This window comes from Pseudonocardia sulfidoxydans NBRC 16205, assembly GCF_007989085.1.
GTDB lineage: Bacteria > Actinomycetota > Actinomycetes > Mycobacteriales > Pseudonocardiaceae > Pseudonocardia > Pseudonocardia sulfidoxydans.
In genome coordinates, this window is record NZ_BJVJ01000006.1 from 54,163 (window position 1) to 69,150 (window position 14,988).

Sequence of the window (14,988 nt, forward strand, 5' to 3'; positions counted from 1 at the left end):
GGGCCGGACCCGCCGCTCACGGGGTGGGGCCGGCTCGGTCGTCCGGGGTGTGCGGGTCCCGGGGAAACCCGGGGGGTGGGGCTGGCACCACCCTGGGAGTCGGGCTCCCCGCCCGGCCTGTTCGGGGGGTTTCACCAGCGATTTCGGCCGTCGTGAGCGCGAACCTTGGTGCCGTACGAAGCACGGCCCGAGGAGGACGACATGACCCGCACGACGACCCGCTGGATCGCCGCCCGCACGGCGGTCCTGGTGGTGGCGACGTGCATCACGATGTACGTCGCGAACGAGGCGGTGGCGTTCGGGCACATGGTCACCCACATCCGGCACTCGCACTCGCACTCGGCCCAGCACGTCCCGGGGCAGGGTCGTCAGCCGTCGACGCAGGTGGTGGTGGCGCGGCCCGACGACCAGGACTGCCCGGCGTCGCTCGGGACGCTGCGCACCGGCGGCGACGTCCGCCACCCCGGTTCCGACGACGCGTGCGCCGCCCCACGCGCTGTCGCACCTGGTGGGCGCACGCCGGTCGTGGCGGCAGGGTCGCTGCCCTGACGTCAGGGCGGGGTGTTGGGCCGAAACAGCGAGCCGGGTTCGGGGTTCTGCTCGTCGTCGCGGTCCGGGGGTGGCGCAGGCGGATCGGGGCGGCGCCGGCGCCGGTCGAGCACGAGCAGCACGATGCCGGCGACGACGCACACGGCGGCGACGGCGAGCCAGACCGTGAGGGTCACCGGGCGTCCCGGCCGCGCGCCGCCACCCGGGTCGAGTGGCGGCGCCGTGACCGTGGGAGCGGACGGCACATGGTCGCAGCGTCGAGGCGGTGAGGGCGCGCGTCAACTCGAAGCCACAGGTCGTGGGCCGTCCGGCGGCATCCGCTACCCCGAGCGGCCCCACCAGCTGCAACGCGTTCCTACGTGGACAGGGCGGCCTCGTTACGGCGGCAGGCCCGCGCGTAGGCGACCGGCGTCATCCCGATGGCCGCGGTGAAGTCGCGGGTGAAGTGCGGCTGGTCGAAGTAGCCGAGCTCGGCGGCGACCTCGGCCCACGGCCGGTCGTGCTCCTCGGCGAGCCGGGCCGCGGCCTCGTGGAGCCGGTAGCGGCGCAGCACCCATTTCGGGCTGACGCCGACGTAGCGGGAGAACAGCCGTTGCAACCGGCGTGGCGGGATGTCGAAGCGGGACACGACGTCGTCGACACGGGTGATCGTGCGGTCGTGCAGGAGGTCGGCGACGATGCGCCCGACGAGCTGGACGTGCGGATCGGGTTCGGGCAGCCGGGCCCGCAGGAAGCCCTCGACCTGCGTGATCAGCTCCTCGACCGGCCCGGTCATCGACGCGGCGAGCGCGGCGGCGGGCGGGCCCCACAGCTGTTCGGCGAGCATCCCGGAGTCGGTGAGCCCGGAGACCGGGGAGCCGAGGAACGGCTGGAACGCGCCGGGGCGGAACTTGGTGCCGAACACCCGGCCGACGCCCTCGTAGACGTAGGTGAAGCGGCCCGACCCGATCCCGGCGACGCTGAGCACGCCGCGGTCGAGCACCAGGTTGACGCAGGGGTGCCCGAGCAGCGTGACCGAGGCGGTGCGGCCGGGGGGCAGCTCCCAGGAGACGAGCCAGTGCCGTTCGACGAGGTGCGCCAGGTCGGCCGCGGGGGCGATCCGGTCGAGGGTGAAGTCGACGTCGCGCACCCCGACGATGCCGTACTCGCTGGTCGTGGTCGTCTCCGGGGACACGCGGTCAGCATGGCGCACCGCACCGACGTTTTCCGCCCGGAGCAACGCTCGGAGCAACTCCCCGGTCGAAGAGACGCGGGGCGTCACGGGATCTCCCGGTGCCCGAGCGGCGGCCCCATCGATCTCGCCCGTGCGATGTGCGCGGTGGCGTCGCGGCCCTGGGCGAGCGCGACCTGCGCGAGCCGCGCGGCCGCCCAGGACGCGAACAGCGTCAGCGAGTCCCCCGCGACGAGCGCCGACTCGGTGAACTCGGCCGCGGCACCGTCGAGGTCGCCGCGGGTCTGCAGGGCGATGCCGAGGGCGCGGTGCGCGGTCGCGGTCCAGCCGCGGTGCCCGAGGGAGCGGGCGACGTCGAGGGCCTCCTGTGCGGTGGTCTCGGCCTCGTCGGTGCGCCCCAGCGCCGACAGCGCCTCGGAGCGGTGCCAGCACGCATAGGCGACCCCCTCGGGCGAGTCCAGGTCGCGGGCGAGGCGCAGCGCGGCGTCGGTGTCGTCGAGGCCCTCGTCGGCCCGCCCGAGGAACACGAGGCCGTGCCCGCGGGTCGATCGTGGGGTGACGACGCGCAGCAGGTCGCCCGACCCGGCGAACAGGTCGGCGACCCGTCCGAACAGGGCGACGCCCTCGGTGATGCGGCCGTCGAGGAACACCGCCATCGCCCGCCCGTCGAGGATGCGCGCGACGCCCTGCGCGTCGCCGAGGCGCTTGTACAGGGCGAGGGCCTCCTCGGCCCGGTCGGCGGCGCGGGCGGTGAGGCCGAGGTTCACGTCGAGGACGGCTGCGGTCTCCAGGGCGAGCGCGCGGGCCGCGGGATCGTCGCCCGCCTCGACGAGGGCCAGTTCGGCGAGGTCCGCGGCGGCCTGCGGGTCCCGCGCACCGGACGACAGCATCGCGAGCCGGGACCGTCGCCGGGAACGGTCGGGACCGGGGCCGGTGAGCGCGGCGCGCAGGTCGGCGGCGGCACCGTCGATGTCGCCGTGGACGACGCGCGCGGCCCCGCGGGCCTCGAGCAGGACCGCGGCGACGTCGGGGCCCGGCCGCAGGTCCAGGCCGGCGTCGGCGAGGGCGGCGGCCTCGCGGGTGGCGTGCGCGTCGAGCGCGGCCGTGGCGGCGCGGCCGAACGCCTCCGCGGCGGCGCGGGAGTCACCGGCGTCGCGGTGGTGGCGGGCGACCTCGGCCGGGTCGGCGCCGTCGCCGGTGAGGGCGCGGGCGAGCAGCGCGTGCAGCCGGCCGCGTTCGGCGCGGTCGAGGCCGTCGGCGACCGTCTCGGCGACGAGGTCGTGGGCGGTGGTCCAGCCGGTGTCGCCCAGGCGGAGCAGGCCGTCGGCGGCGAGGGCGGCGAGCGTGTCGAGGACGTCGCGGGCGTCGGTCCCGGCCGCCGACGCGACGACCCGCGCGGGCAGCTCGCGCCGGGCGAGCGCGACGAGGGCGAGCAGGTCGGCGGCGCTCCCGCGGTGCCGCGCGGCCCGGCGCGCGATGCCCCGGCGCTGCCCGGCCCGGCCGAGCTTGCGGGCCCGGTCGGCGGCGTCGGGTGTCGCGACCCGCCAGCGTCCGTGCGTGGGGACGACGGCTCCGGTGGCGGCGAGCCCGCGCAGCACCTCCCCCACGGCGAACGGCGTGCGGTCGGTGCCGGCGGCGAGGGCGTCGAGGAGCGCGGGATCGTCGACGAGCCCGCCGAGCGCCGCGGACGCGAGGGGCTGCAGGGTGAGGGTCGGCAGGCCACGGGCCTGACGCAGCGCGTCGAGGACGTCGGCGCCGGTCTCGGCGGGCCGGAACGCCAGCACGGCCGAGAGCGTCCGCACCCGGGCCAGCGCCGAGCCGAGGAGGGCGAGGCTGCTGGGGTCGGCCCACTGCAGGTCGTCGACGATCAGCGGCGCACCGGCCGCCTCCAGGACGTGCAGGCCCCCGGCCAGGATCAGTGCGCGGCGGCTCTCACCGTCGAGCACGGAGGGGGCGCCGGGGGCACAGTCGATCTCGGGGAGCACGGACGCGAGCGCGCCTCGCGTGCGCGCGGGCAGGGAGTCGGCGATGCCCGCGTCGAGCGCCAGCGCCTCGCGCAGCAGCGACCGGGCGAGCCCCCACGCCTCGTCGCGTTCGGCGAGGTAGGCCTGTGCGGCGACGACGGGCACGTCCAGCGACCGTCCCAGCTCCGCGAGCAGCCGGGACTTCCCCGCCCCCGCCGCACCGGCCAGCCCGACGACCCGTCCCGCGTCGACGGCGGCGCGCAGCCGACCGAGCTCGTCGTCGCGACCGACGAACGCCAACCCGGCGGCCGGTGTCCTGACCGCTGCGGGCCGCGCCCGCGGCGCCGGGACCCCGACGTGCTTGCGCGCCAACCGGTCCCGCAGGTCGACGACCTCGTCCGACGCCGCCACCCCGAGCTCGGTGGCGAGGGCGCGGCACAGCTCGTCGAGCCGCGACACCGCACCGGCCCGGTCGCCGCAGGCGGCGAGCGCCTCGGCCAACAGCAGCGTCGACGACTCGCGCAACGGATCGGCCGCGACCGCCTCCGCCGCGGTGCGGGCCGCGTCGGCCGGCGCCCCGCCGGCCAGCGCCGCCCGCGCCGCGCCCTCGCAGGCCTCGACGTGGGCGCGGCGCAGCCGGTCCCGCGGCACCGACGCCCAGTCCGCGTAGGCGTCCTCGGGCAGCGGCTCGCCCCACAGCGCGAGCGCGGCGTCGAAGCGGGCGGCGGCGAGGTGGGCGACGAACTCGGTGACGTCGACGTCGCACTCCCCCAGCGCGTACCCGCCACTGCCCGTGACGACGACGGCCGGGTCGCCGAGCGCCCGCCGCGCCCGGTTGACCAGGACCCCGAGGTTGCCCGCCGGGTCCGCGGGCAGGCGTTGCGGCCACACCGCGTCGGCGAGCACGTCATGGGGGACGAGGTCGCCGTCGTGCACCGCGAGGACCCGCAGCATCGTGCGGACCTTCCGCCCGCCGAACGCCGCGGGCGGCACCTCCTCGCCGTCGCGACGCACCTGGAAGCGCCCGAGCAGCTGGAACCGGACGCCGGTCACCGCCGACATGGTCCTCGCGCCACGCGTCCGCCATCAGCCGCCATCCGGTTGCAAGGTCGGCACGCGAGCCTTGCGGCCCGACGAGACGGAGGACGTCATGGACTACGAGCAGCAGGACTTCGCCAGCCCCACCGAGAGCCGCGAGTTCCCCCACGGCCGGCTCGACCTCCTGCGGGTCGCGGGCGCCGACATCGGCCGGCTCACGCTGCAGCCCGGTTGGCGCTGGTCCGACGACGTCCGGCCGATCGCCGGCACCGACCTGTGCGAGGCCCCCCACTTCCAGTACCACGTCAGCGGGACGCTGCGGGTCCGCACGGCCGACGGCACCGAGTTCGACGCCGTCCCCGGCCAGGTCACCGCGCTCCCGTCCGGACACGACGCGTGGGTGGTGGGCGACGACCCCGTCGTGGTGGTCGACTGGTGGGGAGCATCCGACTACGCGCGAGGTGACTGACATGCAGGCAGCGGAGATCTACCGACGGGCGAGCGCCGACTTCGGGGCCCGGGTCCACCTCGCGGAGGGCCGCTGGGACGCGGCGACGCCGTGCCCCGAGTGGGACGTCCGCGCCCTGGTCAACCACCTGGTCAACGAGGAGCGCTGGACCCCGGAGCTGCTGGGCGGCGCGACGATCGCCGACGTCGGCGACCGCTTCGACGGCGACCTGCTGGGCGCCGACCCGGTCGCGACCTTCGACGAGGCCGCCGCCACCGCCCTGGCCGCGGTCGAGGCCGTCGACCCCGAGCAGGTGGTGCACCTGTCGTTCGGCGACCGCCCCGCCCGCGAGTACCTCACGCAGCTGGCCGCCGACCACCTCGTGCACGCCTGGGACTTGGCGCGCGCCATGGGTGAGGACGAGAAACTCGACCCGGACGCCGTCGACGCCCTGCTGGCCTGGTTCGGGCCGACGCAGAAGCTGTACCGGGAGATCGACGTCATCGGCCCCGAGACGCCGGTCGCCGCGGACGCGAGCGCCCAGGACCGGCTGCTGGCCATGTTCGGGAGGACACCATGAGCCCTGCGCTGGACGCGGTCGCGCGGTTCGACGACGCCTTCGGCCGCCGCGACGTCGACGCCGTCATGGCCGCCATGACCGACGACTGCGTCTTCGAGGACACCGGCCCTCCCGACGGCGTCCGTCACGTCGGGCAGGACGCCGTCCGCGCCGCGTGGGAGAAGCTCTTCGCCTCCCCCGGCACGTTCACGACGGAGGAGGTGTTCGCGGCGGGCGACCGGGTGGTGGCGCGCTGGCGGTACGAGTGGGCCGACGGGCGCGTCCGCGGCGTGGACGTCTTCACGGTCCGGGAGGGACGGCCTGGTCGCGGAGAAGCTGGCCTACGTGAAGGGCTGAGGCCGCCGCCACGCCCATCCCGAACGAACGGCACAGTGGCGCAACTCAATGGCGCGACTGTGCCGTTCGTGCAGAACCGGGGCGGCGCGGGGGCGGCGCGGGGGCGGCATCCCTCGCGCACGAACGGCACAGTGCTGCAACTGAACTGCGTGACTGTGCCGTTCGTGCAACTCCGCCGCCGCCTTGACAACTTTTCTTGTCGGTGGGACGGTCGTCGTGTGCACGACGTCGCCGTCATCGACGACCCCGCCGCCGCGGAGGTCGCCCTCGACCCCGTCCGGGCCCGGCTGCTCGCGGAGCTGAGCGAGCCCGGCTCGGCGACGACGCTGGCCGCGAAGATGGGCCTGACCAGGCAGAAGGTCAACTACCACCTGCGGGCGCTGGAGCAGCACGGGCTCGTCGAGCTCGTCGAGGAGCGGCGCCGGGGCAACATGACCGAGCGCGTCCTGCGGGCCACCGCGGCGGGCTACGTCATCGCCCCGACGACGCTGCCGGCACTCGCGCCCGACCCGTCCCGCGAACCCGACCGGCTCTCCGCGCGCTGGCTCCTCGCCGTCGCGGCCCGGGTCGTGCGAGAGGTCGGCGCCCTGCTCTCGGGTGCTGCGGCCGAGGGCAAGCGGGTCGCCACCTTCACCGTCGACGGCGAGGTCCGCTTCGCCTCGGCCGCCGACCGCGCCGCGTTCGCGGGCGAGCTGGCCGAGGCCGTCACCGCACTCGTCGCCCGCTACCACGACGACTCCGCCGGCCGCCTGCACCGCGTCGTGCTGGCCGTCCACCCCGTCCCGCCCGCCCAGGAGGAGCCCCCCGATGCCAGACCGTGAGCTGCGCAAGGAGATCCAGCTCGACGCCACCCCGGAGCAGGTGTGGGACGCCATCGCCACCGGCCCCGGCATCGCGACCTGGTTCGTCCCGCACCGTGTCGAGGAACGCGAGGGCGGCACGATGTCGGCCGACTTCGGCGGCGGGTTCGCCGACACCGGCCGCGTCACCGCCTGGGACCCGGTGCGCCGCTTCGCCTCCGGCGCCCTGACCCCGCCCGAGGCGGGCAAGCCCGACTACGCGTTCGAGTTCCTCGTCGAGGCCCGCGACGGCGGCGGCGCCGTGCTGCGGTTCGTGCAGAGCGGGTTCCTCGACGGCGCCGAGTGGGACGACGAGTACGGCAGCTACGACGCCGGCTGGGGCTTGTTCCTGCTCAACCTGCAGCAGTACTTCGCGCACTTCGCGGGCCTGCCCGTCGCCAACGTGGTGACGATGGCGTGGGCGGAGGGCGGCGCGTCGACACTGTGGCCCGTCCTCCACAAGTCGCTCGGCCTCGACGGGCCCCCGGCCGTCGGCGACACGATCACCCTGCGCCCGAGCGGGATCGTGCCGGTCACCGGGGTCGTGGACGTCGTCACCGACGAGTTCCTGGGCGTGCGGTCGGCGCGCGGGCTGCACCGGATCGGGGCGGAGGGTGAGTCGGGCTGCGGGGTCAGCGCGTACCACTACTTCTACGGCGACCCGGCCCCTGACGTCGAGGCCCTGACGGGAGCGTGGCAGGCCTGGCTGGAGGGGACGGTCCCGCTCACGACCGGCTGAGAACCGGCCGCAACCTCACGGTCGTGATCCGGCTCGTCGACAGCAGTGGGGTTGCGCGCGAAGAGGGGGCCGCAACCTCACCGTTGCCGGGGCGCCCGTCGACAGCAGTGGGGTTGCGCCCGGTTCGTGAAGGCTCAGCTCCGGCGGGCCATCCCCTCGAGGCGCCTGATGCGCTCCTCGATCGGCGGGTGCGTCGAGAACATCCGGGCCATCTGCTCACCGGCGCGGAAGGGGCTGGCGATCATCAGGTGCGACTGCGAGACCAGCTGCGGGTCGGGCGGCAGCGGCGCCAGCTGCGTGCCGCGCTGCAGCTTGCGCAACGCCGAGGCCAGGGCGAGCGGGTCGCCGGTGAGCTCGGCACCCGAGGCGTCGGCCTGGTACTCGCGGCTGCGGCTGACCGCCAGCTGCACGACGGCCGCGGCGACCGGCCCGAGCAGGGCCAGCAGGATCGTCGTCAAGAAGCCTGGGCGGTCCTCGTCGCCGCCGCCGAAGACACCGGCGAACATCGCCATGTTGGCCAGGAAGCTCACCATCGACGCCAGCGCGCCGGCGACGCAGGAGATGAGGATGTCGCGGTTGTAGACGTGGGACAGCTCGTGGCCGAGCACCGCGCGCAGCTCGCGTTCGTCGAGCAGCTCCAGCAGCCCCGTCGTCGCGCAGACGGCGGCGTGCCGGGGGCTGCGCCCCGTCGCGAAGGCGTTGGGGGCGCTGGTGGGGCTGATGTAGAGCTGCGGCATCGGCTGGCGGGCGGCGCGGCTGAGCTCCCGCACGATCCGGTACATCGCGGGCGCCTCGGGCTCGGTGACGGGCCGGGCGTGCATGGCGCGCAACGACAGTGTCGCCGAGTTGAACCAGGCGTAGGCGTTCATCCCGAGGGCGACGAGCACGGCGACGACGAGACCGGTGCGGCCGAACAGCGATCCGACGAGCACGACGATCGCGCTCATCGCGCCGAGCAGCAGCGCGGTCTTCAGCCCGTTCAGGTGCCTGTGCACGGGAGTTCCGTCCTTCCGATGGGGTCACCGTGTCCCCCCGGAGGGTGAACGGCCGGGGCGCGCCCGGCGTTCCGCGACGATCAGGGACCCACCTCACGCACCGGGCGGGCCGCGGCGACCTCCTTGCGACGGCCGGCCTCGAAGTGCTCGCCGGGGACGAAGACGAACAGCGCGGTGCCGTCGGCGGCGACCGGACCGTCGGGGGTGTCGAGCCGGCCCTCCACGGACGTCCACAGCTTGCGCCCCTCGCGGGAGTCGACGCGGGCGCGCATGTGCAGCGTGGCGCCGACGGGAATGGGCTTGCGGTACTGCGTCGTCAGCGACGCGGTGACGGCGGGCTCGCGGAAGAAGCTCTGCAGCGCACCCATCATCTCGTCGAACGCGGCCGCGACGATGCCGCCGTGCACGAGCCCCGGGGCGCCCTGGTGGGCGTCGGTGATCTCGAAGGCACAGGTCAGGGTGAGGTCGTCGGCGGCGACGACGTCGAGCCGGAGACCGTCGACGCTGTGCCCGCACGCGAAGCAGAACGCGTGGTGCTCACCGAGGTGCTGCCCCGGAACAGGGGCGTCGGGATGCGCTGCGGGGCGCGCGGTGGGAGTGGCGGTCGTCGCTTCGGGCACGGCCGACGGTAACCCGCGGGGCAGGATGGCGGCATGAGCGACGAAGCCCATGCCGAGGTGCGCACCGAGATCACCGACCGGGTCGCGGTGCTGACATTGTCCAATCCGCAGCGGCGCAACGCCCTCAACCTGGACCTCTCCCGCAAACTCGGCGACGCGGTACGTGCCGCGGCGGCCGACGAGGGCGTCGGTGCGATCGTCGTCACGGGTGAGGCTCCGGCGTTCTGTGCGGGCGGGGACCTGTCCGAGCTCGCCGAGGCCGACCACGCGGTGCTGCGCGAGGTGTACTCGGGTTTCCTGGCCGTGGCGGACTGCCCGCTGCCGACGCTCGCGGCGGTCAACGGCGCGGCCGTCGGCGCGGGGCTGAACCTGGCGCTGGCCTGCGACGTGCGGCTGGCCGGGCCGAAAGCGCGCTTCGACACCCGGTTCGCCCAGCTCGGCCTGCACCCGGGCGGCGGCTACACGTGGATGGTGCAGCGGGCGCTCGGCGCGCAGGGAGCGGCGGCGATGACGCTGTTCTGCGACGTGCTCGACGCCGCGGAGGCGGAGCGTGTCGGGCTGGTGTGGCGTCGCTACGACTCCGACGAGGCGCTGCTCGCGGGGGCGCTGGAGCTGGCCGGACGCGCGGCGTCGGCCGACCGGGCGCTCATCGCGTCGACCAAGGCCACGCTGCGGCTCACGAAGGATCTGACGCACGCCCAGGCCACCGAGGTCGAGGTCCGCGCGCAGGCCGTCACCGTCAACTCGGACGATTTCCGCAAACGCCTCGAAGAGCTGCGCTCGAAGATCAGCAGCAGGTAGCGCGGCGCGTCCGCTGTGACGTCCCCTCCATGGGGGGACACCAGGGCGAAAATCGAGCTAACCTCCGATGACGGCATCCGGTTTCCCCGAACCCCGAGGACTGACCTCGACATGACGACTGGCGACATCGACGTCGGCAATCCCTCGCATCCCGGCGTCGGTCCCGCGCCCCTGGCGCGCGACCGAGTGGTCATCCGATTCGCCGGTGACTCCGGCGACGGGATGCAGCTCACCGGCGACAGGTTCACCTCCGAGACCGCGACGTTCGGCAACGACCTGTCGACGTTGCCGAACTTCCCCGCCGAGATCCGGGCACCTGCCGGGACCCTGCCGGGTGTCTCGTCGTTCCAGCTGCACTTCGCGAACTACGACATCGTCACCCCGGGCGACCGGCCCGACGTGCTCGTCGCGATGAACCCGGCCGCGCTCAAGGCGAACATCGGCGACCTGCCGCCCGGCGGGATCCTGATCGTCAACACCGACGAGTTCAGCAAGCGGAACCTGACGAAGATCGGCTACGAGGCCGACCCGCTCGAGGACGGCTCGCTCGAGACCTACCAGGTGCATCCCGTCGCCATGGCGACGCTCACCCGGGGCGCGCTCGAGGAGACCGGGCTGTCGAAGAAGGACGCCGAGCGCGCGAAGAACATGTTCGCCCTGGGCCTGCTGTCGTGGATGTACCACCGGCCCAGCGAGGGCACCGAACGGTTCCTGCGGGAGAAGTTCGCCAAGCGCCCCGACCTGGCCGAGGCCAACATCCTCGCGTTCCGCGCCGGGCACGCCTACGGCGAGACCACCGAGTCGTTCGCCGTCACCTACGAGGTGGCACCGGCGAAGCTGCAGCCCGGCACGTACCGCCAGATCACCGGCAACACCGCGCTCGCCTACGGGATCGTGGCCGCCGGGCAGACCACCGGCCTGCCGGTGTTCCTCGGCTCCTACCCGATCACGCCGGCCTCGGACATCCTCCACGAGCTGTCCAAGCACAAGGCCTTCGGCGTGACGACGTTCCAGGCCGAGGACGAGATCTCCGGCATCGGCGCAGCACTGGGTGCGTCGTTCGGCGGCTCCCTCGGGGTGACGACGACGTCGGGCCCCGGCATCGCGCTCAAGTCCGAGACCATCGGGCTGGCGGTGACGCTGGAGCTGCCGCTGCTGATCGTCGACGTGCAGCGTGGTGGGCCGTCGACGGGTCTGCCGACGAAGACCGAGCAGGCCGACCTGTTGCAGGCCATGTTCGGCCGCAACGGCGAGGCGCCGCTGCCGATCATCGCGCCGCGCAGCCCGGGCGACTGTTTCGACGCCGCGGTCGAGGCCGCGCGCATCGCCGTCACCTACCGGACGCCGGTCATCCTGCTGTCCGACGGTGCGCTGGCCAACGGGTCGGAGCCGTGGAAGGTGCCCGACGCGTCGGCGCTGGAGTCGGTGGACCCGAACTTCGCGACCGAACCCAACGCCCCCGACGGGTCCGACGAGTTCTGGCCCTACCTGCGCGACGCCGACACCCTCGCCCGCCCGTGGGCGGTGCCCGGCACGGCGGGGCTCGAGCACCGCATCGGCGGCCTGGAGAAGGCCGACGGCCGTGGCTCGATCTCCTACGAGCCTGACAACCACGACCGGATGGTCCGGCTGCGCGCCGAGAAGATCGGCGGCATCCGGGTCCCCGACGCGGAGGTCGACGACCCGTCCGGCGACGCGGACGTCCTCGTCGTCGGCTGGGGGTCGACCTACGGGCCGATCGTCGCCGCCGCGCGTCGCGTCCGGGGCATGGGCCACCGCGTCGCGACGCTGCACCTGCGCAACCTCAACCCGTTCCCGGCCAACCTCGGCGAGCTGCTGCGCAGCTACCGGACGGTGCTCGTGCCCGAGATGAACCTCGGCCAGCTCGTCATGCTGCTGCGCGCCCGCTACCTCGTCGACGCGCAGTCCTACACGAAGGTGTCGGGCCTGCCGTTCAAGGCCGAGGAGCTCCAGGACGTGTTCCTCGGCTATCTCGACGGCAGCCATCCGTCGTCGGGTGAACGCGGCTCCGCGCCGCAGGGAGTGGACGCATGACCGACCAGCAGACCTCGCCCGCCCTGGGCGCGCTCGTCGACCTCGGGCTGCCCGGCATCGGCGGCCTCGACGGCGTGCCGCTCGCCGAGACGCCGCAGTCCGCCAAGGACTTCACCTCCGACCAGGAGGTCCGGTGGTGCCCGGGCTGCGGCGACTACGCCGTGCTCGCCGCCGTCCGGTCCTTCCTGCCGACGCTGGGCATCAAGCGCGAGAACACCGTCTTCGTGTCGGGCATCGGCTGCTCCAGCCGCTTCCCGTACTACCTCAACACCTACGGGATGCACTCGATCCACGGCCGCGCCCCGACCATCGCGACGGGCCTGGCCATCACCCGGCCCGACCTGTCGGTGTGGGTCGTCACCGGCGACGGCGACGCGCTGTCCATCGGCGGCAACCACCTGATCCACGCGTTGCGGCGCAACGTGAACCTGAAGATCCTGCTGTTCAACAACCGGATCTACGGGCTCACCAAGGGCCAGTACTCGCCGACGTCGGAGCAGGGAAAGGTCACCAAGTCGACGCCGATGGGCTCGATCGACCACCCGTTCAACCCGGTGTCGATGGCACTCGGCGCCGAGGCCACGTTCGTCGGCCGGGCGATCGACAGCGACCGCAAGAACCTCACCGCCGTCCTCGGTGCGGCCGCCGCACACCGCGGCACCGCGCTCGTGGAGATCCTGCAGGACTGCCCGATCTTCAACGACGGCAGCTTCGACGTCCTGCGCAAGGACGGCAAGGAGAACCGGATCGTCCCGCTCACCCACGGTGAGCCGATCCGCTTCGGCCCCGCGGGTGAGGACGGCCTCGGCAGCCACGCCGTCGTGGCCGACGGGCTCGCACTGAAGGTCGTCGACGCGGCGTCGGTCGACCCGGAGCGGATCGTCGTGCACGACGCGGGCAGCCACGAGCTGGCCTTCGCGCTGTCGCGGCTGTCCGACCAGGACCTCACCCACACCGTCACCGGCATCTTCCGCGACACCTCGCGGGCGACCTACGACGACGCCGCGCGGGCACAGGTGGACCAGGCGAAGGCGGGCGGCGCGCCCGACCTGCAGTCGCTGCTCAACGGTCGCGACACCTGGACCGTCGCGGGCTGACCCGCTCCTTTCCGCCGACGACGGGCGCGGCCCCACCCCGGGGCCGCGCCCGTCGTGGTCTCGCAGGCCGGGCGCTCTCTCCGGTGCCGGCCGTGAGCGACGGTGTCGGGACCGCCGGGCCTCCGCCCGGTGGTGTCACCTGCGCCGGGCGTACTCGTTGACCACGACGCCCGAGCGGTAGGTGGTGGAGGCGGTCAGCGCGAAGGTCCGCGGGTCGTAGGGGTCGTCGGTTGCCGACAGGCCGGCCGCGTAGGTGGCCCATCCCATCAGCGTGGTGTCGAACCGCGAGCCGTCGGCCGTGAGGCCGACGGCGGCGAGGCCGATCCTGGGCACCGTGTCGGGGTAGTCGCGGAAGATCGTCTCGATGTGGTCGCCTCGACCGGGAAGGCGGAGAAGTCGCCGTCCGGTGCGGCGATCCGACCGTCCAGCGACACCGCGACGAAACAGCGACTGGTCGGCTCCGCGCTGGTCCGGGCGGCGCTGTCGACGCTTGCGCACCCATATGGCAACTTGCCATACTGCAGTCCGCATCAAGAGGTGGCGCCGTGGAACTGACCCGTTCGGACCGGGACCTACCGGCACTCACCGTGCTCGCCCTGCTCACCCTCGGGCCGCGGCACACCTACGAGATGCACCGGATGATGATCGACTACCACAAGGACTTCGTCACCGGACTGCCGCGCAGCATGTACCACGCCGTCGAACGGCTGCTGCGCGACGAGCACATCCGCGTCGTGGAGACCGTGCGCGAGGCAGGCCGCCCCGAGCGCACGGTGTACGACCTCACCGACGGCGGCCGCGCCTCGCTCGCCGAACGCATCCGGCGGCTGCTCGCGGTGCCGGACGACGACGCCGCCCTCTTCGTCGCGGCCCTGTCGTTCCTGGGCTGCCTGCCGGTGCCCGAGGCCGTCGACGCGCTGCACGAACGCCTCGGAGCGCTCGACGCGAGCCGCACGACCGTGGCACGCGCCCTCGACGCCACGCGTGGCGCCCTGCCGCGCATCCTGCTCGTCGAGGCCGAGTTCACGCTGGCCCGCGTCAGCGCCGAGCACGAGTTCGTGACGGGCCTCGTCGCCGACCTGGCCTCCGGCGCCCTCGACCCCACGGAGGTGAGCGACATCCCGAACTGACACCGGCGCACCGGGTGGCGGGCGCGGCAACGCCCGCCACCCGGATGGAACCGCAGTACACCGCGGCCCCGGAGCAGCACCGGCAGCCTAATGCCGCGGTGGTTCTCCTTCGACTCCCGAAAGGACCACCCATGTCCGCAGCACGACCCACGACCGCCTCTCCTGCGACCGACGCCGAGCTCACCGCGGTCCTCACCCGGCTCGCCGCCGCCTGGACGGCCGCCGACGCCCCCGGCTACGGCGCCGAGTTCACCGACGACGCGACCTACGTCGTGTTCAACGGCATGGTCCTCCGCGGTCGCGCCGCGATCGCCGACACCCACGCCTGGCTGTGGAAGGGGCCGCTCGCGGGCTCCCGCATGGACCCGCCCCGGCCCGAGGACCTCACCGTCCGGATGCTGCGGCCCGACGTGGCACACGTCGTGGTCGAGGCGGGGGGTGTGGCGCTCGACGGCCAGGAGACCGCGGGTGCCGACCGCGCGTCGACGGTGTCGTTCGTGTTCGTGCGCGACGACGACGCCTGGCGCATCGCGGCGTTCCAGAACACCCGCCGGACGTCCTGATCGGGCGGCGCCGACGGCGAGCCGGTCGCGGACCTGGCCGTCCGCACATCGGGCCCGTTCTCG

Annotated in this window: 16 protein-coding genes and 1 pseudogene; 11 read left to right on the forward strand and 6 right to left on the reverse strand. The window is 74.1% G+C overall.

From position 1 onward, the window contains the following. Positions 1-201: 201 nt before the first annotated feature. Positions 202-549: a hypothetical protein gene (locus PSU4_RS05140; RefSeq protein ID WP_147102904.1), complete on the forward strand. Its 348-nt coding sequence runs from the start codon at positions 202-204 to the stop codon at positions 547-549. Positions 550-551: 2 nt separating this feature from the next. Here PSU4_RS05140 and PSU4_RS31150 read toward each other — a convergent pair whose 3' ends face one another. The 3 genes from PSU4_RS31150 to PSU4_RS05150 all read right to left on the reverse strand — a co-directional run bounded on the left by PSU4_RS31150 (position 552) and on the right by PSU4_RS05150 (position 4,737). Next, a complete protein-coding gene (locus PSU4_RS31150) occupies positions 552-725 on the reverse strand; it encodes a hypothetical protein (RefSeq protein ID WP_186816751.1) in 174 nt (57 codons plus the stop codon). A 179-nt stretch (positions 726-904) separates the two neighbouring features. Then, entirely contained in the window at positions 905-1,723 is an 819-nt protein-coding gene (locus PSU4_RS05145; RefSeq protein WP_147102906.1) for a helix-turn-helix domain-containing protein, read from the reverse strand. 83 nt (positions 1,724-1,806) lie between these two features. Further along, positions 1,807-4,737, reverse strand: coding sequence for an ATP-binding protein (locus tag PSU4_RS05150; protein WP_186816752.1), 2,931 nt, complete (start codon positions 4,735-4,737; stop codon positions 1,807-1,809). A gap of 97 nt (positions 4,738-4,834) precedes the next feature. On the opposite strand from PSU4_RS05150, the gene PSU4_RS05155 reads away from it, so the two are divergent. The 5 genes and pseudogenes from PSU4_RS05155 to PSU4_RS05170 all read left to right on the forward strand — a co-directional run bounded on the left by PSU4_RS05155 (position 4,835) and on the right by PSU4_RS05170 (position 7,664). Further along, positions 4,835-5,191, forward strand: coding sequence for a cupin domain-containing protein (locus PSU4_RS05155; protein WP_147102910.1), 357 nt, complete (start codon positions 4,835-4,837; stop codon positions 5,189-5,191). A 1-nt stretch (position 5,192) separates the two neighbouring features. After that, the gene (locus tag PSU4_RS05160; protein WP_147102912.1) at positions 5,193-5,750 is read left to right on the forward strand and encodes a TIGR03086 family metal-binding protein; all 558 of its coding nucleotides are present in this window, start codon (positions 5,193-5,195) and stop codon (positions 5,748-5,750) included. 74 nt (positions 5,751-5,824) lie between these two features. After that, positions 5,825-5,989: pseudogene (locus PSU4_RS32195) on the forward strand (nuclear transport factor 2 family protein); the annotation flags it as partial. A 315-nt stretch (positions 5,990-6,304) separates the two neighbouring features. Then, positions 6,305-6,907, forward strand: a complete 603-nt coding sequence (locus PSU4_RS32200) for an ArsR/SmtB family transcription factor (RefSeq protein ID WP_246114956.1) — start codon at positions 6,305-6,307, stop codon at positions 6,905-6,907. Then, positions 6,894-7,664, forward strand: coding sequence for an SRPBCC family protein (locus tag PSU4_RS05170; RefSeq protein WP_147102916.1), 771 nt, complete (start codon positions 6,894-6,896; stop codon positions 7,662-7,664). Before PSU4_RS32200 ends, PSU4_RS05170 begins: the two co-directional genes overlap by 14 nt. 134 nt (positions 7,665-7,798) lie before the next feature. Here the strand turns inward: PSU4_RS05170 and htpX are convergent, their stop codons facing one another. Together htpX and PSU4_RS05180 are read right to left on the reverse strand one after the other, a co-directional pair. Continuing rightward, complete coding sequence (gene htpX, locus PSU4_RS05175; protein WP_147102918.1) at positions 7,799-8,659, reverse strand: zinc metalloprotease HtpX; 861 nt, start codon at positions 8,657-8,659, stop codon at positions 7,799-7,801. Between the two features lie 80 nt (positions 8,660-8,739). Further along, positions 8,740-9,279, reverse strand: coding sequence for a PaaI family thioesterase (locus PSU4_RS05180; RefSeq protein WP_246114948.1), 540 nt, complete (start codon positions 9,277-9,279; stop codon positions 8,740-8,742). Positions 9,280-9,312: 33 nt separating this feature from the next. Between PSU4_RS05180 and PSU4_RS05185 the strand changes: the two genes are divergently transcribed. The 3 genes from PSU4_RS05185 (at position 9,313) to PSU4_RS05195 (ending at position 13,232) form a co-directional block, all read left to right on the forward strand. After that, the gene (locus tag PSU4_RS05185) at positions 9,313-10,080 is read left to right on the forward strand and encodes an enoyl-CoA hydratase (RefSeq protein ID WP_147102922.1); all 768 of its coding nucleotides are present in this window, start codon (positions 9,313-9,315) and stop codon (positions 10,078-10,080) included. 111 nt (positions 10,081-10,191) lie between these two features. Further along, entirely contained in the window at positions 10,192-12,135 is a 1,944-nt protein-coding gene (locus PSU4_RS05190) for a 2-oxoacid:acceptor oxidoreductase subunit alpha (RefSeq protein ID WP_147102924.1), read from the forward strand. Beyond that, positions 12,132-13,232 (forward strand): 2-oxoacid:ferredoxin oxidoreductase subunit beta, encoded by a 1,101-nt coding sequence (locus tag PSU4_RS05195; protein ID WP_147102926.1) that lies wholly within the window; start codon positions 12,132-12,134, stop codon positions 13,230-13,232. The genes PSU4_RS05190 and PSU4_RS05195 overlap by 4 nt, the downstream gene beginning before the upstream one ends. A gap of 135 nt (positions 13,233-13,367) precedes the next feature. Here the strand turns inward: PSU4_RS05195 and PSU4_RS05200 are convergent, their stop codons facing one another. Then, positions 13,368-13,565 (reverse strand): hypothetical protein, encoded by a 198-nt coding sequence (locus tag PSU4_RS05200; protein ID WP_147102928.1) that lies wholly within the window; start codon positions 13,563-13,565, stop codon positions 13,368-13,370. Between the two features lie 212 nt (positions 13,566-13,777). Here PSU4_RS05200 and PSU4_RS05205 point away from each other — a divergent pair, with 212 nt between their 5' ends. Both PSU4_RS05205 and PSU4_RS05210 read left to right on the forward strand, forming a co-directional pair. Next, positions 13,778-14,362 carry a PadR family transcriptional regulator gene (locus tag PSU4_RS05205; protein WP_147102930.1) on the forward strand — a complete coding sequence of 195 codons (585 nt, stop codon included), beginning with the start codon at positions 13,778-13,780 and terminating at the stop codon, positions 14,360-14,362. A 131-nt stretch (positions 14,363-14,493) separates the two neighbouring features. Beyond that, complete coding sequence (locus PSU4_RS05210; RefSeq protein ID WP_147102932.1) at positions 14,494-14,925, forward strand: SgcJ/EcaC family oxidoreductase; 432 nt, start codon at positions 14,494-14,496, stop codon at positions 14,923-14,925. The last annotated feature ends 63 nt before the right edge of the window (positions 14,926-14,988 follow it).